14 protein-coding genes and 1 pseudogene are annotated in these 18479 nt (G+C 55.8%); 11 read left to right on the forward strand and 4 right to left on the reverse strand.

Annotated elements, in window-relative coordinates; genetic code table 11:
* Positions 1-18: 18 nt before the first annotated feature.
* Entirely contained in the window at positions 19-1383 is a 1365-nt protein-coding gene (gene ppnN, locus GC090_RS04430; RefSeq protein ID WP_006120778.1) for a nucleotide 5'-monophosphate nucleosidase PpnN, read from the reverse strand.
* 169 nt (positions 1384-1552) lie between these two features.
* Complete coding sequence (queF, locus tag GC090_RS04435; RefSeq protein ID WP_033739575.1) at positions 1553-2398, reverse strand: NADPH-dependent 7-cyano-7-deazaguanine reductase QueF; 846 nt, start codon at positions 2396-2398, stop codon at positions 1553-1555.
* A gap of 61 nt (positions 2399-2459) precedes the next feature.
* Between queF and syd the strand changes: the two genes are divergently transcribed.
* From syd to GC090_RS04455, 4 genes are all read left to right on the forward strand, one after another.
* Complete coding sequence (syd, locus tag GC090_RS04440; protein WP_006120776.1) at positions 2460-3008, forward strand: SecY-interacting protein; 549 nt, start codon at positions 2460-2462, stop codon at positions 3006-3008.
* Between the two features lie 577 nt (positions 3009-3585).
* Positions 3586-3915 carry a YqcC family protein gene (locus GC090_RS04445; RefSeq protein WP_006120775.1) on the forward strand — a complete coding sequence of 110 codons (330 nt, stop codon included), beginning with the start codon at positions 3586-3588 and terminating at the stop codon, positions 3913-3915.
* Complete coding sequence (gene truC, locus GC090_RS04450; protein WP_006120774.1) at positions 3915-4694, forward strand: tRNA pseudouridine(65) synthase TruC; 780 nt, start codon at positions 3915-3917, stop codon at positions 4692-4694. Before GC090_RS04445 ends, truC begins: the two co-directional genes overlap by 1 nt.
* Before the next feature lie 12 nt (positions 4695-4706).
* Positions 4707-5153, forward strand: a complete 447-nt coding sequence (locus GC090_RS04455) for a flavodoxin (protein ID WP_033739574.1) — start codon at positions 4707-4709, stop codon at positions 5151-5153.
* A gap of 86 nt (positions 5154-5239) precedes the next feature.
* Here GC090_RS04455 and garD read toward each other — a convergent pair whose 3' ends face one another.
* Positions 5240-6799, reverse strand: a complete 1560-nt coding sequence (gene garD / locus GC090_RS04460) for a galactarate dehydratase (protein ID WP_324020949.1) — start codon at positions 6797-6799, stop codon at positions 5240-5242.
* A gap of 510 nt (positions 6800-7309) precedes the next feature.
* On the opposite strand from garD, the gene GC090_RS04465 reads away from it, so the two are divergent.
* The 6 genes and pseudogenes from GC090_RS04465 to GC090_RS04490 all read left to right on the forward strand — a co-directional run bounded on the left by GC090_RS04465 (position 7310) and on the right by GC090_RS04490 (position 14281).
* On the forward strand, positions 7310-8653 hold the full coding sequence (locus GC090_RS04465) for an MFS transporter (RefSeq protein WP_324020951.1): 1344 nt from the start codon (positions 7310-7312) through the stop codon (positions 8651-8653).
* A 9-nt stretch (positions 8654-8662) separates the two neighbouring features.
* Positions 8663-10009, forward strand: coding sequence for an enolase C-terminal domain-like protein (locus GC090_RS04470; RefSeq protein ID WP_054687115.1), 1347 nt, complete (start codon positions 8663-8665; stop codon positions 10007-10009).
* Positions 10010-10019: 10 nt separating this feature from the next.
* Positions 10020-11351: pseudogene (gene gudD / locus GC090_RS04475) on the forward strand (glucarate dehydratase).
* 46 nt (positions 11352-11397) lie between these two features.
* On the forward strand, positions 11398-12168 hold the full coding sequence (garL, locus tag GC090_RS04480; protein WP_039338383.1) for a 2-dehydro-3-deoxyglucarate aldolase: 771 nt from the start codon (positions 11398-11400) through the stop codon (positions 12166-12168).
* An 18-nt stretch (positions 12169-12186) separates the two neighbouring features.
* Positions 12187-13071 (forward strand): 2-hydroxy-3-oxopropionate reductase, encoded by an 885-nt coding sequence (garR, locus tag GC090_RS04485; RefSeq protein WP_039338380.1) that lies wholly within the window; start codon positions 12187-12189, stop codon positions 13069-13071.
* A gap of 73 nt (positions 13072-13144) precedes the next feature.
* Positions 13145-14281, forward strand: coding sequence for a glycerate kinase (locus GC090_RS04490; protein ID WP_006120767.1), 1137 nt, complete (start codon positions 13145-13147; stop codon positions 14279-14281).
* Positions 14282-14333: 52 nt separating this feature from the next.
* On the opposite strand, the gene barA is transcribed toward GC090_RS04490, so the two are convergent.
* Positions 14334-17063: a two-component sensor histidine kinase BarA gene (gene barA / locus GC090_RS04495; protein ID WP_039338376.1), complete on the reverse strand. Its 2730-nt coding sequence runs from the start codon at positions 17061-17063 to the stop codon at positions 14334-14336.
* Between the two features lie 87 nt (positions 17064-17150).
* Between barA and rlmD the strand changes: the two genes are divergently transcribed.
* On the forward strand, positions 17151-18470 hold the full coding sequence (gene rlmD, locus GC090_RS04500; RefSeq protein WP_039338374.1) for a 23S rRNA (uracil(1939)-C(5))-methyltransferase RlmD: 1320 nt from the start codon (positions 17151-17153) through the stop codon (positions 18468-18470).
* Positions 18471-18479 lie beyond the last annotated feature (9 nt).

Raw genomic sequence — 18479 nt, forward strand, 5'->3', positions numbered from 1 at the left:
CGCAGGCTGCCTCCAGATTTACTTGATGATTTCGTAGCACGGAATATAGGCAGTGCCGGGCAGTTTCATACGTTGCTGCGCCACAAAGCCCTGTAGCAGTTCATCCATGCGGTGCATGATGTCGGCATCGCCGTGCAGTTTGTAAGGGCCTTTTTCGCGGATTTCGCGAATGCCCATCTCTTTGACGTTTCCTGCAACAATCCCAGAGAAGGCCCGGCGCAAATCCGCCGCCAGTTTTTCTGGAGCCTGGTTTGTGTAGAGATTGAGGTTGGCCATATTTTCATGCGTTGGCATAAACGGCACCTGCAGATCCTGAGCAATACGCATTGACCAGTTAAAACTGTAGGCGTCACCGGTTTCACGGCGATGCTCTTTCACCTGCGGCATGGCTTTTCTCATCAGACGGGCAACTTCAGCAGCATCGTCAATGATGATCTGATAATGCTTACGTGCCTGCTCGCCGAGCGTGCTGACAATGAAGTCGTCCAGTACGCGGAAATAATCGGCGCTCTCTTTCGGGCCGGTCAGAATAAGCGGCAGAACCTGATGCGCGTTCTGTGGATTCATCAGAATGCCCAACAGATAGAGGAACTCCTCTGCGGTACCCACGCCGCCCGGGAAGATGATGATGCCGTGCGCGATGCGCACAAAGGCTTCCAGGCGCTTTTCGATATCCGGCATGATGATAAGTTCGTTCACCAGCGGATTCGGTGGCTCAGCCGCGATAATAGACGGCTCAGTTAACCCGATAAAGCGGCTGTCACGATAGCGCTGCTGGGCATGGCCCACGGCGGCACCTTTCATCGGCGCTTCCATCACGCCCGGTCCACAACCGGTACAAATGTTCAGCTCACGCAGCCCCAGTTGCGTGCCCACGTTGCGACAATACTGGTATTCCACCGCGTTGATCGAGTGGCCACCCCAGCAGACAACGGTATTGGGATATTCACCCACATGCAGGGCGCGGGCATTGCGCAAAATGGAAAACACCGTGTTGGTGATGGTGGCTGAGTCGTTGTCCTCTTCGCAGGGTAAACGCCCCGAGCTGGCGAGCTGGCCATTCACAAACAGGATGTCGCGCAAGACGGCAAACAGGTTGGCCTGGAGTGAACGGATGATACGACCGTCGACGAAGGCTTCTTCCGGGGGATTAATCAGTTCCAGCTTAACGCCGCGCTCACGGCGCAGTACGTTGATGTCGAAGTTCTCAAAACGCGACAGCAGTTCATGGCTGCTGTCAGTCTGACTGCCAGAGTTGAGTACGGCGAGCGAGCAGTTACGGAAAAGTTGATACAAATCGCTGCTGGCCGTGCGCTTCAGCATATCTACTTCCAGTTGGGAGAGCAGATCCATAGAGCCAAGAGGGCTGACATGTGTAATCAAATGAACTCCTTTGCACCCGCTGGGGTGATAACTGACACTGCAAATGCAGTGACCAAAATCCCTGGTTGGCAACCCGCAGGTTACCGCCCTGTCCAGAGTAGCCTTGTCGGCAAGGTTTGCTCAAGTGGAACCGTATGCGCGTTTAACAGTCTGAGAAAGGATTCGCAAACTATTGACGAACCAGACGAGAATGGCCCGGCGTAAAGGGCACATTACTGCGCCACGGATTGATATCCAGTCCACCCCGTCGCGTGTAACGTGCGTAGACGGTCAGCTGTGATGGCTGACAAAAGCGCATCAGGTCGTTGAAAATACGCTCCACGCACTGTTCATGAAACTCATTATGCTGACGAAATGAAACGATATAGCGCAGCAGAGCTTCACGATCGATGCGCGGGCCCTGATAGCGAATCATTACCGATCCCCAGTCAGGCTGATTGGTGATCAAACAGTTGGATTTAAGCAGATGGCTGACCAGCGTTTCTTGCACCTGTTCCTGACCGGCGGCGTCGATCAGATAATCGGCATTGAAGCCGTAATCTTCAATCTCGATGTCCTGCTCATCAATGCAGGTGCCCGCAAAGTGGCCGACAGGCTGACCTTCGATCTCCTGTAAGCGAAACAGCGCCACACGGACATCGCCCTCGGCACAGGCGCGCAGGTCCTGCTCCAGCGTCTGGCGTACCTCGGCCCAGTCTGTAAATCGCGTCTGGTTAAAGCTGTTAAGGTAGAGCTTAAAACTCTTTGATTCGATAAGATTACGGCTCCGGGCATCAAGCTCGACTTCGCCCACGGCCACCTGGGGCACGCCTTTGCTGTTGAGCCATGAGAGTTCATAGAGCGTCCAGATATCACTGCCCGAGAACGGCAAATTATCGGGATAAAGGCCCAAAGGCTCGCGATTCATGCTGCGCGGCACGGCCTGTAATAAGCTGTTGTCATAGCGATCGTGATACGCTGTAGGCTTGCCCAGCGTCAGGTTGCTCAGTGCCGGGTCCGGCTGGTAAGAAGACATAACGGTTACCACTAGAGTCATCAAAGTGAGTAAGTGTAACCTATCAGAAGTGAGAATTTGAATGATGCAGCAAACCGCTGAAGCGTTAACGGATTTTACCACGCGCTACTGCCAGCACTGGCAGCAGAGCCGGGGCCATGCGCCAGCCAGTCGCGATCTTTATGGTATTCCTTCCCCCTGTTTGCTGGAAAACCGTGATGAGTGTGCGCTCTGGCAACCGCAACCCTTTACACTACCGCCCTCGCTGGAGGCGGTTGAGCGGGCGCTGGAGATTGCGCTGCAACCGCAGATTACGGCCTTTTATACGCACCAGTTCGCGGGGGACATGCAGGCCATGTGGCAGGACCACAGGCTAACGCTGCTCCAGGTCTGGAGTGAAACCGACTTTGTCCGGCTGCAGGAAAACCTGATCGGGCACCTCGTCATGCAGCGGCGCCTGAAGCAGAATCCAACACTGTTTATTGCCACCACTGCGTCAGAAGAGAACATTATTTCCCTGTGCAATCTGAGCGGTGACATCATCCTTGAAACGCCCGGTCAGAAGAAACGTATTACGCTGGCATCGGATATCTGTACTTTTCTTAATAATTTACAACCGCTTAGTGATTAATTGCAGAGATGTGCCGCTTCGCGTGTGAGAGATCTCTTACATGCCGTGTGAGAGATCGCCATATTAGCGAAACGGTGAAGTGGCGGCCGAGATGTAAAAATATTGTAAATCATTAACTTATTAGCACCGCTGTTCAATCTCTTGAACAGGATCGCGTTATATCGTGTTTTAACACCTTGTGCCCTGAGGCTTTTCTTAAGAGAATAGGTCTCGCTGACAGGACGTCATGGACAGCAGGAACCGTCAGGAAGACGGTAGCCAGGAGGCAGGAACGTAATGCTGTTACGTCACAAGGAAGGCTTCAGGACGAAGCAGGACACTCAGGAATGAGTTAAGGGACACCTCCAGGATGGAGAATGAGAGCCCCTCGGACGAGGCGGTGGGCCAGGAGGCTAAGGAGTGATCAGGATGATTCGCGGAAGGACTACGCACGGGAAAAGTTGTCAAGGATGAGCAGGGAGCATTAACGTAGCAGGAGAGCTGCAAACGAACCGGGAGCACTGTTTAATACAGTGCTCCCTTTTTTTGTGCCTGCGGGTTATCCTTGCCGCCCCTTTTTATTCGTCAGAGGTGAGGCATGACGTCAGAACAGTTTATTATGCAACGGCTTGAACAGCTCGAAGCCGTCATGCGTGAGCACGATCTGTGGCAGGTGGACGCGCCAGACGAACAGGCTTTCGCAAGCCAGCAACCTTTTTTCCTCGACACGATGCAGCCGCTGGAATGGTTGCAGTGGGTCCTGATTCCACGGGTGCAGATGCTGATTCGTGCGGGCCAGGCATTGCCAAAAAATTTTGCGGTTGCCCCCTATTTTGAAATGGCGTTAACGCCGGTTCAGCCGGGGCGCACACTGTTGTTGCTGACCTTACAGCAGCTGGATGCATTGCTGCAGGATGACCCGGTCTGATGCTGGAAATCATTTATCAGGATGCGTGGCTGGTCGCGGTGAATAAGCCCGCAGGCTGGCTGGTGCACCGCAGTTGGCTTGATCGCCATGAAACCCGGTTTGTGATGCAGACGGTACGCGACCAGATAGGCCAGCATGTTTTCACGGCGCATCGGCTGGATCGTCCCACATCAGGCGTGCTGCTGATGGGGCTGTCCAGTGAGGCAGGCCGCCTGCTGTCCCAGCAGTTTGAGCATCACCACATGGAAAAGACCTACCATGCCATTGTGCGCGGCTGGCTTGAAGGCAGTGACAGGCTGGATTATCCGTTGGTGGAAGAACTGGACAAGATCGCGGACAAATTTGTCAGCGAACCCCGTGCGCCGCAGCCGGCGGTGACCGATTACGCCGCACTGGCAACGGTAGAAATGCCGGTCGCCATCAGTCGCTATCCCACGGCACGTTACAGCCTGGTTGAGCTTAAACCGCAAACCGGGCGGAAACATCAACTCCGTCGGCACATGTCCCATTTGCGTCATCCCATCATCGGCGATTCGGCCCACGGGGATTTACGCCAGAATCGTGGTGCGGCTGCGCACTTTGGGGCCAGCCGTTTGATGCTGCATGCCAGCAGCTTATCCCTTAACCATCCTGTGACGGGCGAACCGCTGCTTATTCGTGCCGGGCTCGATCCTGTCTGGCAACGGGTGATGGAGCGGTTTGGCTGGCAGGCCTGTATTCCTGATGTGCCACGGGTTGAGTTTCTCGCAGGCTCAGGTCAGGATAGCGTTCCGGAATAAAGGGGAAAAGAAATGGCAAAGATTGGGATTTTTGTAGGCACCGTCTATGGGAACGCCTTACTGGTTGCAGAAGAAGCTGAGCCGTTGTTGCAGCAGCAGGGCCATGAGGTAACGATTTTCGAAGATCCGACACTGGCCGACTGGCAACACTATGCCAGTGATGTCGCTCTGATCATCACCTCGACCACCGGTCAGGGCGATTTTCCGGATACGATTTCCGGCCTGTTTCATGCTATGCAGGATAAGCTGGGCCATCAGCCCACGCTGCGTTATGGCGTGATAGCGTTAGGCGACAGCAGTTATGAAAATTTCTGCGGCGCAGGCAAGCGTTTTGATGCATTGCTGCAGGCGCACCAGGCGAAGCGGATCGGTGACGTGTTGCTCATCGACGCCACCGAAAATCCGGAGCCAGAGTCGGTAACGTCTCCCTGGGTTGAGCAGTGGGGCAAACAGCTCTGACTGTACAGGGTGGGGAAGACGGCACCCGCGTGGCTGACATGCGCGCCATGCGGGTGTCAGCACTGCCTGTCTGCATAAAAACGGCATCAGGTGATCGGTGCGGGATTAAAGACCGCCAGCTGATTGCGGATGCCCCAGCGGTCTGACCAGGTTTGTTTCCGGCCGCTGGCAATGTCCAGAATTAATGTAAACAACCGCCAGCCAACCTGCTCGATGGTTTCTTCGCCCGTGGCAATCGTACCGGCGTTAATATCCATTAAATCATGCCAGCGTTCAGCCAATGCGGTACGGGTCGCCATCTTAATCACCGGAATCGCCGCCAGGCCGTAAGGCGTTCCCCTGCCTGTTGTAAAAACCTGTAAGGTGATGCCTGAGGCCAGCTGCTGCGTGCCGCAGACAAAATCGCTGGCGGGCGTGGCGGCAAAAATCAGCCCTCGTCGTGTTGGCCGTTGTCCCGGCGACAGCACTTCCACAATCGGGCTTCGGCCTGATTTGGCAATCGAGCCTAATGCTTTTTCCACCACGTTGGCCAGTCCGCCTTTCTTGTTGCCGGGCGAGGGATTGGCGCTGCGGTCCGTTTTGCCTTGATCGAGATAGCGATCATACCAGGCCATTTCCTCAATCAGTCGCTGGCCCACGGTCTGGTCAACCACGCGTGGCGTCAGCAAATGAATGGCATCCCGTACCTCCGTGACTTCAGAAAACATTACGGTGGCTCCGCAGCGTACCAGCAGATCAGCGGCGAAGCCGACGGCGGGATTCGCGGTCACGCCCGAAAACGCGTCGCTGCCGCCACACTGCATGCCAACCACCAGTTCAGAGGCCGGGCAGGTTTCGCGCTTGCGTTGATTAAGGCGGCTCAGGTGACGCTCTGCGACCTGCAAAATCTCATCCACCATGGCACCGAAGCCCACCCGGCTCTCGTCCTGCAAACGCACAATATCCGCATCGTCCAGCGAGATGGGCTGTACGTCAGGCGTGCCGGTCAGCAGGCGTTCGGGTTGTAACTTTTCGCATCCCAGACTGACCACCATGATTTCGCCGCCGAAATTGGCATTCAGGGCCATATTATGAACGGTTCGGATCGGGATCACCGCCGCGGGGGCATTGATCGCCACGCCACAGCCATAAAGATGATTCAGCGCCACCACGCCATCAACGTTGGGATAGCGGGGCAGTAAATCACGCTCAATGATTTGCACCACATAATCCACCACACCCGCGACGCAGTGCACGCTGGTGGTGATTCCCAGCAGATTACGGGTGCCCACGCTGCCGTCGGCGTTGCGATAGCCCTCAAACGTATAACCGTCCAGCGGCGGTAACGCCGGCGGCACATTATTCGCTAAAGGTAAATGCGCTAAGTCCGGGGCGTCCGGCAGAGCAATTAGCGATTCGTCGATCCAGCTCCCCTGGCCGATATCACGCATGGCCAGACCAATCACCTCGCCATAGCGCAGTATGGGCTGCCCACCAGGAATAGCCTGCAGCGCCACCTTGTGTCCCTGGGGAATATGCTCGGTCAGAGTTAAGCCATCACGAAACGTGGTACCGGCAGGCAGTCCCTGACTGTTAACCACAATGGCCACGTTATCGTTTTCATGAACTTTGATATAGAGCGGTTGTTCGTTTGACAGGGGGATCATCGCTCACCTTCCAGTGCGTCGCGCCTTATTTCTGTGGCGCATTCATTATAAGAAGTCAGATGTCACAGGTTCAGTATTTGCCACCGTCAGTATAAAGAGGGGTTCTCACCTGCACATTGTGCAATTGACCTACATTCAGCCTTCAGAGACGGCCGTTTTCATGTCTTTTTACCAAATCAAGTGAAGATTCTCACAAAGCCGGCGATCGTCGGGCGTAGGAGCTGGCTTTGGGTGAGGAATACCAAAATACGTGAAATGCGCCGCAGTGTTTTATGCAATAGCCCAAAAAAGCACGATTCCTTCTCCTTATTCCAGGGAGATATTCCAATGTCACCGTGAAACCCACTTCTTATACTGATTTCCGTTTCCCCGGTCAGGTTATATGTCACGCCGCGTGAGCAATTTGCCAATAAAAAAATTGCCGTGTTTAACCTACATCTCTCTGATACCCAACGCGATGTGTATGCAGTCAGAGCGAATGTCACTTTCGCTATTTTTCAGGAGTGCATCATGAGTAGTTTTCACCAGACGTCAGAGGCGGTCCATAAACGGACAAATGCACGCTACTGGATTGTGGTCATGTTGTTTATTGTGACCTCATTCAACTACGGCGACCGGGCGACGTTATCCATCGCTGGCTCCGCGATGGCAAAGGATATTGGCCTCGATCCCGTGGGCATGGGTTACATCTTCTCGGCGTTTTCGTGGGCCTATGTTATTGGACAAATCCCCGGCGGCTGGCTGTTGGATCGCTTTGGGTCCAAACGCGTCTATTTCTGGAGCATCTTCCTCTGGTCGTTATTTACCTTGCTGCAAGGTTTCGTGGACCTGTTCAGTGGTTACACCATCGTTATGGCGCTGTTTATGTTGCGCTTTATGGTGGGGCTGGCAGAAGCACCTTCATTTCCGGGTAACAGCCGGATTGTGGCCGCCTGGTTTCCGGCTCAGGAGCGCGGTACCGCCGTGGCCATTTTCAATTCTGCCCAGTATTTTGCGACCGTGATTTTCGCACCCATCATGGGCTGGCTGACCTCCGCAGTCGGTTGGGCTCATGTCTTCTGGTTCATGGGGGGACTGGGCATCATCCTGAGCCTTATCTGGCTCAAAGTGATTCACGATCCCAGCGATCATCCTGGCGTTAATCAGGCGGAACGGGAATACATGGAGCAGGGTGGTGCGCTGATCAACATGGATCAGAAAAGCGAAAAGCAAAACGTCAGCTTCCGTGACAAGCGGTTCCAGATCAAACAGCTGCTGCAGTCACGCATGATGATCGGTATCTATATTGGCCAGTACTGCATCAACGCACTGACCTATTTCTTTATCACCTGGTTTCCGGTTTATCTGGTTCAGGCGCGCGGAATGTCGATTCTTAAAGCCGGTTTTGTTGCCTCCGTACCGGCACTGTGCGGCTTTATTGGCGGCGTGCTGGGTGGCGTGATCTCCGACTGGCTGATGCGCAAAACCGGTTCCCTGAACATCGCCCGCAAAACGCCCATTGTGCTCGGGATGCTGCTCTCGACCTCTATGGTGATATGTAACTACGTTGAAACCGACTGGGTTGTGGTGCTGTTTATGGCGACGGCCTTTTTTGGCAAAGGCATTGGTGCGTTGGGCTGGGCGGTGATGGCCGATACCGCGCCGAAGGAGATCAGCGGTCTGAGCGGCGGCCTGTTCAATATGTTTGGTAATGCGTCCGGCATTATCACGCCTGTCGCGATTGGCTACATCATTGCCTCGACCGGATCGTATAACGGTGCGCTGGTATACGTGGGTATCCACGCCTTTGTCGCGGTACTCAGTTATCTGGTGCTGGTGGATAACATCAAGCGCATTGAGCTGAAAACCCGCTAAGGAGCCTGTATGAATACGCAATCCACGCCCGTTATCACCGCTATGCAGGTTGTGCCGGTGGCCGGTTACGACAGTATGCTGCTCAACATTGGGGGGGCACACAATGCCAGTTTTACCCGCAACATTGTGATACTGACGGACAGTGCGGGTCATACCGGGCTGGGTGAGGCACCGGGAGGCGAGACCATTTATCAGACCTTGCTGGATGCCGTACCGCAGGTGACAGGTCAGCAGGTCGCCTGCCTGAACCGGCTGGTACAGCAGGTGCATCGGGGCAATCAGTCTGCGGATTTCGAGACCTTTGGCAAGGGCGCCTGGACGTTTGAACTGCGCGTAAATGCGGTTGCGGCGCTGGAGGCCGCGCTGCTGGATCTGCTGGGGCAATGTCTGGGCGTGCCGGTCGCCGAGCTGCTGGGGCCGGGTAAACAACGCGATGCGGTCACGGTGTTGGGTTACCTGTTCTATATCGGTGACCGGCGCAAAACCGATCTGCCTTACCTCACTGGTGAGAACGCGCAGCATGACTGGTATCGGCTGCGTCATCAGGAAGCCCTGAGCAGTGAGGCCATCGTCAGGCTGGCGGAAGCGGCTCAGGATAAATACGGATTTCACGATTTTAAACTCAAGGGCGGTGTGCTGCCGGGCGAACAGGAAATCGCGACCGCGCAGGCATTGAAAAAACGCTTTCCCGCTGCGCGTATCACCGTTGATCCTAACGGCGCATGGCGGCTGGACGAGGCGATCCGGCTGTGCAAAGGCATGCAGGATGTGCTGACCTATGCAGAAGATCCCTGTGGGGCGGAGCAGGGTTATTCCGGGCGTGAGGTGATGGCGGAGTTTCGGCGCGCGACGGGCCTGCCGGTCGCCACCAATATGATCGCCACCAACTGGCGCGAGATGCAGCATGCACTGATGCTTAACGCGATCGATATCCCGCTGGCCGATCCCCATTTCTGGACGCTGAGCGGTGCCGTGCGGGTCGCTCAGCTGTGCGATGAATGGGGACTCACCTGGGGCTGTCACTCCAATAACCACTTTGATATTTCCCTGGCCATGTTTACCCATGTCGGCGCTGCGGCACCCGGTAACCCCACCGCGATAGACACGCACTGGATCTGGCAGGAGGGCGACCAGCGCCTGACGAAAAATCCACTGCCGATTCAGCAGGGAAAAATTGCAGTGCCCACTGCACCGGGCCTGGGCATTGAACTGGACTGGGCGCAACTGCGGCGGGCAAACGAACGCTACAAATCACTGCCAGCGGGCGGACGTAATGACGCGACGGCCATGCAGTACCTGGTTCCCGGCTGGACATTTGACCGTAAACGCCCGGCTTTTGGCCGAGCCTCTGCTTAAGGGATAACAGATGAACACGACACCGAAGATCACCGCCATGCAGGTCATTCCGGTCGCCGGCTATGACAGTATGTTACTGAACCTGAGCGGCGCCCATTCACCTTTCTTTACCCGTAATATCGTCATCCTTGAAGATAATGCCGGCAATACGGGCCTGGGAGAAATCCCCGGCGGCGAAAAGATACGCCAGACGCTGGAAGAGGCTGCCGCGCAGGTGGTGGGTAAAACGGTGGGTGAATATAAAAATATCCTGAATCTGGTGCGCACGTCTTATGCCGATCGGGATGCCGGTGGGCGCGGTAATCAGACGTTTGACCTGCGCACCACCATTCACGTCGTCACCGGCATCGAAGCCGCGCTGCTGGATCTGCTGGGACAGCATCTGGGCGTGAATGTCGCCTCACTGTTAGGGGACGGGCAGCAGCGCGACAGCGTCGAGATGCTGGGTTACCTGTTTTACGTCGGCGACCGCCGAAAAACCACCTTGCCTTATCAGAACCAGGACAGCGAGACCTGTGACTGGTATCGCCTGCGTCATGAGGAAGCGCTCACGCCTGAGGCCGTGGTCAGGCTGGCCGAAGCGGCCTATGAAAAATACGGCTTTAACGACTTTAAACTGAAAGGCGGTGTGCTGAATGGCCATGATGAGGCGGAAGCGATCGCTGCGCTGGCGAAGCGTTTCTCCCAGGCGCGTATCACGATCGATCCCAACGGGGCCTGGTCGCTTGAGGAGGCCATCGCGCTGGGTAAACAGCTTAAAGGTGTGCTGGCCTATGCAGAGGATCCCTGTGGCGCAGAGCAGGGCTACTCCGGACGCGAAGTTATGGCCGAATTTCGGCGCGCCACCGGCCTGCCTACCGCCACCAATATGATTGCTACAGACTGGCGTCAGATGGGACACACCTTGTCTTTACAGTCAGTCGATATCCCGCTGGCCGATCCGCACTTCTGGACGATGCAGGGATCCGTGCGCGTGGCGCAAATGTGCCATGAATTTGGCCTGACGTGGGGTTCCCATTCCAACAACCATTTCGATATTTCCCTGGCGATGTTCACGCACGTTGCGGCCGCCGCACCGGGCAACATCACCGCCATTGATACACACTAGATCTGGCAGGAGGGCAATCAACGGCTCACAAAAGCGCCTTTCCAGATTGAAGGTGGCAGGGTGGCAGTGCCACAGAAGCCGGGCCTGGGTATTGAGCTGGACAGGGAGCGGGTGATGCAGGCTAATGCGCTTTATCAAAAGCATGGCCTGGGTGCCCGTGATGATGCACAGGCCATGCAGTTTCTGATTCCGCAGTGGACGTTCGATCACAAGCGTCCGTGCCTGGTGCGTTAACGTTTTTGGGCTTCCTGCAGGAAACCCGTTTCACAGGAGTAAAACCATGAGTAATACAACCTGGCGCAATGAATTTCGCCATCGCCTGCTGGCAGGTGAAACCCTGATTGGCAGTTGGTGTGCCCTGGCGAATCCCCTTTCGACCGAAGTCCTGGGGCTGGCCGGATTTGACTGGCTGGTGCTGGACGGCGAGCACGCGCCTAACGATATCACCACCTTTGTGCCTCAACTGATGGCGCTGAAAGGCAGCGATAGTGCGCCGGTTGTGCGTCCACCCTGTAACGAGCCGGTGATTATTAAACGCCTGCTGGATATTGGTTTTAACAACATTCTGGTGCCCTTCGTCGAGAACGAAGACGAGGCCAGACGTGCGGTCGCCTCGACGCGTTATCCGCCTGCGGGGATTCGCGGCGTATCCGTTTCACATCGCAGCAATATGTACGGCACCATGCCAGCGTACAACAGCACTATCAACGACAACATTACGGTGTTAGTCCAGATAGAAACGCAGCAGGCCGTGGACAACATCGATGCTATCGCGGCCGTTGAGGGCGTGGACGGGATCTTTGTCGGACCGGGCGATCTGTCCGCCGCGCTGGGTTATCTCGGCCAGCCGGCGCACCCGGCGGTATTGCCCGTTATCAAACACATCTTCGAACGGGCAAAAGCTGCCAACAAACCCAGCGGGATTCTGGCGCCGGTCGAGGCCGACGCCCGCCGCTACCTCGAGTGGGGCGCGACCTTTGTTGCTGTGGGTAGCGATCTCGGTGTTTTCCGCAGTGCCACGCAGGCGTTGTGTGGCAAATTTAAAACGTAATCATCCAGGAGAGACGCAATGAAAATTGGCTTTATTGGCCTTGGGATTATGGGCAAACCTATGAGTAAAAACCTGCTGAAGGCGGGTTATTCACTGGTCGTGCGGGATCATCATGCCGAAAACGAGGCCGAGCTGGTCGCGCTGGGTGCGACAACGGCCAGCAACGCGAAAGAGATTGCCGGGCAGTGCGATGTGGTCATCACCATGGTGCCGAACTCGCCGCAGGTCAAAGAGGTTTGTCTGGGTGAAAATGGCATTATCAATGGGGCAAAACCCGGTCTGATTGTCATCGACATGAGTTCAATCGCCCCACTGGCAAGCCGGGAAATCCATGATGCGCTGGCGGCAAAACAGATCCGTATGCTGGATGCGCCGGTCAGCGGCGGCGAACCCAAAGCCATCGAAGGCACGTTGTCGGTGATGGTGGGCGGCGATAAAGCGGTGTTTGACCAGTGTTACGACATCATGAAAGCCATGGCGGGCTCGGTCGTGCATACCGGCGATATCGGTGCCGGTAACGTGACCAAGCTGGCCAATCAGGTGATTGTGGCGCTGAATATTGCCGCGATGTCAGAAGCGCTGTCACTGGCGACCAAAGCCGGTGTCAATCCGGAGCTGGTCTATCAGGCTATACGTGGCGGTCTGGCAGGAAGCACCGTGCTGGATGCGAAAGCGCCGATGGTGATGGACCGCAATTTTAAACCCGGCTTTCGTATCGATTTACATATTAAAGATCTGGCTAACGCACTGGATACCTCACATGACATTGGTGCTCCTCTGCCACTGACAGCGGCGGTGATGGAGATGATGCAGGCACTGCGTAACGACGGACAGGGAACCGCCGACCACAGCGCGCTGGCCTGCTATTATGAAAAGTTAGCAAACGTCGAAATTTCGCGCTAAGGGTTGCCCGGTATCTGCGGATGCCGGGCGAATGTCCTTCCCTTATCGTCAAACCATACCGCCTGGATTGCTTATGAAAATCGTCATCGCACCGGATTCATATAAAGAAAGTCTCTCTGCCCTGGATGTGGCGTCGGCAATCGAAGCGGGATTTCGCGAGATTTTCCCCGATGCGCATTATGTGAAAATACCGGTCGCTGATGGCGGTGAAGGCACGGTTGAAGCGATGGTCGCTGCAACCCAGGGAAAAAAGATCAGGTTACAGGTGACCGGTCCACTGGGGGAACCTGTGGAGGCGTTCTATGGGGTGTCGGGCAACGACGAGACCGCCTATATCGAGATGGCCGCCGCCAGTGGCCTGGAGCTGGTCCCGGCGGCGCGGCGCGACCCATTGATTACCACTTCGTTTGGCACAGGTGAACTGATCAAAAACGCGCTGGATAAAGGGGTAAAGCACATCATTATTGGCATTGGTGGCAGCGCCACCAATGACGGCGGCGCAGGAATGATGCAGGCGCTGGGTGCACGTTTGCTGGATAAGCAAGGTGAAGAGATTGGCCCAGGCGGCGGCGCGCTGCCGCATCTGGCCCGCATTGATATTTCTCGCCTGGACAGCCGTATCCGGGCGTGCCGTTTCGAAGTGGCCTGTGATGTGACCAATACGCTGACAGGCGATGACGGTGCGTCGGCGGTCTTTGGCCCGCAAAAGGGCGCAACACCTGAACGGGTGGCACTGCTCGATAAGGCGCTGACGCACTATGCTGCGATGATTCAGCGCGATCTGGGCATGGATGTCCTGCAGGTCAGCGGTGGCGGTGCCGCAGGGGGAATGGGGGCCGCGCTGTATGCATTTTGCCAGGCGGCCCTGCGCCCCGGTATTGAAATCGTTACAGAAGCGCTCGGGCTGGCGGCGCAGTTGCAGGACGCCCAACTGGTGATTACGGGCGAAGGGCGCATAGACAGTCAGAGTATCAATGGCAAAGTGCCGATTGGCGTCGCGAAAGTTGCAAAGCGGTTTGGTCTTCCGGTGATTGGCATTGCCGGTAGCCTGACGGACGATGTCGGCGTCGTTCATCAACATGGCATTGATGCGGTATTCAGCGTGCTATACCGTATCTGTTCGCTGGATGAAGCGCTGGATGGCGCACGCAACAATGTGCGGCTTACTGCACGCAATGTGGCGGCCACCCTGAAAATCGGGGGTTTTTAAACGCTAATTTGGGGGCCCCTGGCGTTCAGGGGCCTGCTGACTGACCGGCCTTTCACGGCATAGCGAGCACGCGGCGCGCCTGTCTGGCCACATTTTCCATCTCATCCTGCAGCTCCAGCAACTCCGGCTCCAGCGCCTCAATATCACTGGCCTGATGCAGTTCTTTTTCCAGTTTACGACAGAGTTGCTTCATCCGCGGTACGCCGCTGTAACTGGCGCTGCCGTGAAGTTTATGGATAATTTCCCGCAAGGCAACCGCATCGTTTTCAGCCATATACTGTACGATCTTAGCGTGCACTTCCGGCAAAAATTCCAGCAGCATTCGCAATAAATCCCGCGCTAAATCAGGTTTGTTGGCCGCCTGACGTAACGCCAGTTTCCAGTCCAGCGTGGGCAGGATCTGGGGAACCTCAGGCACAGCGCTGGCCGGGCTGGGCATATAACGCGTCAACACCTGACTGAGCTTATTTTCATCAATAGGCTTAGCAAGATAGTCGTTCATGCCGGCCCGGATCAGGTGCTCACGTTCACCATCGATCGCGTGCGCGGTTACAGCGACGATCGGCGTGTTGGCATGGTTTGGCAGCGTGCGGATAATTTCACTGGCGCGAATGCCATCGATGTCGGGCATCTGGATATCCATTAAAATCACGTCCAGTGCTTGCCGGTGGGCGACGTGGATGGCCTGCTCGGCGTTATTGCACAGGATGCTGTGCTCAACCTGTTCTTCCAGCAGTGCGCCGATCAGCTTGAGATTCGCAGGATTATCATCCACCGCCATGACGGTTAACGGCAGACGCGGCGAGGAAGAGGCATCGTTACTGTGGCGGGCATGCAGCTCCAGCAGCATGGGCAGTAAACGCGTTTGTGAGACAGGTTTGGCAATACAGCCGTCAATACCGCGTACTTTTAGCTCATCGGCCAGCAACATCATTGGGCTTGGCAGCGCCATGATGACCTGATCGGCGCGTTCCAGCAGCGAATTGATAAACCGGCTTTCCAGCACCTGCGACTGGCTGGCATCGACAGGCATCGCCATCAGCAACAGGGGATAACGCGGCTGACTCAGGCCTTCCAGCGTTAAGCTGTGCTCTACCTGTAACGGCGTCGCGCCTAAAATCTCGACGACTGCGCTGGCAACATCGGGATTCGCTTCCACATAGGCCATGCGGGTGTTCGATAGTGCGTCAAGGACGCGCGGCATACTCGGTGCATTCGGATTGAGATCAAGTTTCACGCGCACCCAAAAGGTGGAACCGTGATTCTGGCGGCTGACGAAGGTGATCTCCCCGTTCATTTCCCGCACCAGTTTCTGGGTGATCACCAGTCCCAGCCCCGATCCGCCGTGGCGACGGGAAATGCTGGCATCCGCCTGGCGAAAAGCCTGAAACAGCTGCGCCTGCTGTTCTTCGGAAATGCCTATCCCCGTATCACGCACCTGAATCTCCAGCTCAACCTGGGTTGCCGTAAGGGTATGTTGCTCAACCCGTAAATTGATGGTGCCTTTTTCGGTGAACTTAATCGCATTGCCCATCAGGTTAATCAGGATTTGCTGCAGGCGAAGCGCGTCACCGATCACGTTGTCGGGGACGTTGTTATCGCATACCACCGTCAACTCCAGCTTCTTTTCGTGGGCCGATGGGGCCAGCAAAACCAGCGTTTCATCCAGCGTGGCGCGAAGCGGGAAAGGAATGGATTCCAGCATCAGCTTTCCGGCTTCCAGCTTCGAGAAATCCAGTACGTCATTGATAATCGACAGCAGGTTATTGGCCGAACGTTCAATCGTCAGCATATAGTCACGCTGGGTGGTGCGCAGCGGCGTTTTCAGCATCTGACGGGTAAAGCCCAGCACGCCATTCAGCGGCGTGCGCAGTTCATGGGACATGTTCGCCAGGAATTCGGATTTGATGCGGGCAGCTTCCTGGGCACGTTTTTTGGCCAGATCCAGCTCAACGTTCTGAATTTCGAGCTGCTCCAGCGTTTCCCGCAGGTCCCAGGTCGCCTGATCGATGTTGTGCTGCATCTCTTCGTGGTAGGCGGTAAGCGACATCGCCATGGCATTGATCCCATTCTTCAGGATGCTCAGCTCGCCCAGCATGTGGCCTTCCACCCGGCTGTCCAGTTGCCCACGACGAATCCGGTCAACGGTGCTGACCATATTGCGAATGGGGCCAGTAACGTCCCGCATCAGGCGATAGGCAAACAACATGGCAATACACAGGCAGAACAGCAGCATCAGGGTGGCAATAAAGACTTCCCGGTATTGCTGTAAACGCACGGACTGCAAATCCAGCTCTATCGCCACGTAGCCCAGCGGATTCCCGGCGGGCTTGGCATCCTGTCCGGGCAATTCATCCACCGCGTAACGCTCGGAGGTGATGGGTTTGCGCAGGATCAACAGGTTGCCGCTGCCCTCCAGGGAAACATCCTCGGGCAGCGCCTGGATCGCCTGCTTTGTCTTCAGGCTGAGGTTTTGGTTGGTGTTGGAGGTGACGTAGAGCTGGTTATTATCATCAAAAACAGAAATGGCCCGTACAATGCCGGAATGGCGGCGATGGAGTAAACTCACCAGTTCACGCAGCGCATCACGATTGTGCCAGGTCATGCTGTATTCTGTGGAGACCGCCAGCGGTTCAATGATATTTGCCCCCGCCTCAATCACCTGGCGCTGTAATTCATTGTAGCGATGCACCACAAAAAATGAGCTGAGCAGTAAGCCTACCATTAGCGTAGGCGCCAGGATTAAAATCATCATTCGCGCCCGCAGGCTGTATTTAGTCATAATAGTCGCCTGCTGTTTCGGCCTGAACGTCCCTGTGCACGTCGCTGAAATGGATGCACATCGAATTTAAAGAGAAAGAACTACACTATGGCGCAATTTTATTCCGCAAAACAGCGCGTGACGACCCGAAAAAGGCTGACCGTCACTATCGAAGACCTGGATCCTTTCGGTCAGGGCGTGGCCCGGCACAAAGGAAAAACCCTGTTTGTCGCGGGTGCGCTGCCCGGCGAACAGGCGGAAGTCACCCTGCTGGAGGAGAAGCGCCAGTATGCTCGCGCCAAAACAGAGCGTCTGTTGAACCACAGCCCGTCACGGGTTGAACCTCGCTGTCCGCATTTTAGCCGCTGTGGTGGCTGCCAACAGCAACATGTTGATGAGCCGCTACAGCAGCAGAGTAAAGCGCGTGCGCTGGCACGAATGCTTACTCAGGCAGCAAAGCAGCCGATCACGGTGGATGAGATCATCGCCGGTCCTGCCTGGGGCTATCGCCGCCGTGCCCGCCTTGGCCTGCAGTGGCACAGCAAAACACAGCAGCTTCAGATGGGCTTTCGCCAGGAAGCCACCAACGATCTGGTCGATATCCAGCAGTGCCCCGTTTTGGTGCCCCAACTTGAGGCGCTGATTATTCCGCTGCGCAATTGTCTCACTACGCTTAATGCTGTCAACCGTTTAGGCCATGTCGAACTGGTGCTGGCTGATAACGGGCCGGTGATGTTATTGCGTCATCTGGATGCATTAACTGCTGACGATATGGCAAAACTGGAACGGTTTTCGCATCAGCATCAGCTCATGCTGTTTTTGGATGATGGCGGCGAGGCACTGCGCGCAATCAGTGAACAACGCCCGTTTTATCATTCACACCAGCTTACGCTAACCTTCAGTCCACAGGATTTTATTCAGGTTAATGATACGGTGAATCAGCAGATGGTCGCCAGGGCAATCGCGTGGCTGGATTTACAGCCTGACGATCGTGTGCTGGACCTGTTTTGCGGCATGGGAAACTTTACGCTCCCTGTAGGAAAAACGGTACAAAATGCCGTAGGTGTGGAGGGCGTTGCAGCATTAGTCCAGCAGGCGGAGTATAATGCTGAGGTCAATGATCTTAAAAACGTCAGATTTTTTCAGCACAATCTGGAAGACGATGTTTCGCGTCAGCCCTGGGCGACGCAAGGCTTTAATAAGGTGTTACTCGATCCGGCGCGGGCCGGGGCGGCGGGTGTCATGTCCCATGTCGTCAAACTATCACCACAGCGTGTGGTCTATGTGTCGTGTAATCCTGTAACACTCGCGCGTGACAGCGAAACACTGTTGTCGGCGGGCTACCAATTGGAAAGGGTCGCGATGCTGGATATGTTTCCGCATACCCGTCATCTCGAATCCATGGTGCTGTTCAGAAAAAAAACATAAGTGTCCGGC

Origin of the sequence: Pantoea sp. JZ29, from assembly GCF_035190385.1 — a bacterium.
Taxonomy (GTDB): domain Bacteria; phylum Pseudomonadota; class Gammaproteobacteria; order Enterobacterales; family Enterobacteriaceae; genus Pantoea; species Pantoea stewartii.

Coding starts and splice junctions, on each gene's coding strand:
- queF (WP_033739575.1), bottom strand. CDS start 2,398: ATGTCTTCTTACCAGCCGGACCCGGCACTGAGCAACCTGACGCTGGGC.
- syd (WP_006120776.1), top strand. CDS start 2,460: ATGATGCAGCAAACCGCTGAAGCGTTAACGGATTTTACCACGCGCTAC.
- GC090_RS04445 (WP_006120775.1), top strand. CDS start 3,586: ATGACGTCAGAACAGTTTATTATGCAACGGCTTGAACAGCTCGAAGCC.
- truC (WP_006120774.1), top strand. CDS start 3,915: ATGCTGGAAATCATTTATCAGGATGCGTGGCTGGTCGCGGTGAATAAG.
- GC090_RS04455 (WP_033739574.1), top strand. CDS start 4,707: ATGGCAAAGATTGGGATTTTTGTAGGCACCGTCTATGGGAACGCCTTA.
- garD (WP_324020949.1), bottom strand. CDS start 6,799: ATGATCCCCCTGTCAAACGAACAACCGCTCTATATCAAAGTTCATGAA.
- GC090_RS04465 (WP_324020951.1), top strand. CDS start 7,310: ATGAGTAGTTTTCACCAGACGTCAGAGGCGGTCCATAAACGGACAAAT.
- GC090_RS04470 (WP_054687115.1), top strand. CDS start 8,663: ATGAATACGCAATCCACGCCCGTTATCACCGCTATGCAGGTTGTGCCG.
- garL (WP_039338383.1), top strand. CDS start 11,398: ATGAGTAATACAACCTGGCGCAATGAATTTCGCCATCGCCTGCTGGCA.
- garR (WP_039338380.1), top strand. CDS start 12,187: ATGAAAATTGGCTTTATTGGCCTTGGGATTATGGGCAAACCTATGAGT.
- GC090_RS04490 (WP_006120767.1), top strand. CDS start 13,145: ATGAAAATCGTCATCGCACCGGATTCATATAAAGAAAGTCTCTCTGCC.
- barA (WP_039338376.1), bottom strand. CDS start 17,063: ATGACTAAATACAGCCTGCGGGCGCGAATGATGATTTTAATCCTGGCG.
- rlmD (WP_039338374.1), top strand. CDS start 17,151: ATGGCGCAATTTTATTCCGCAAAACAGCGCGTGACGACCCGAAAAAGG.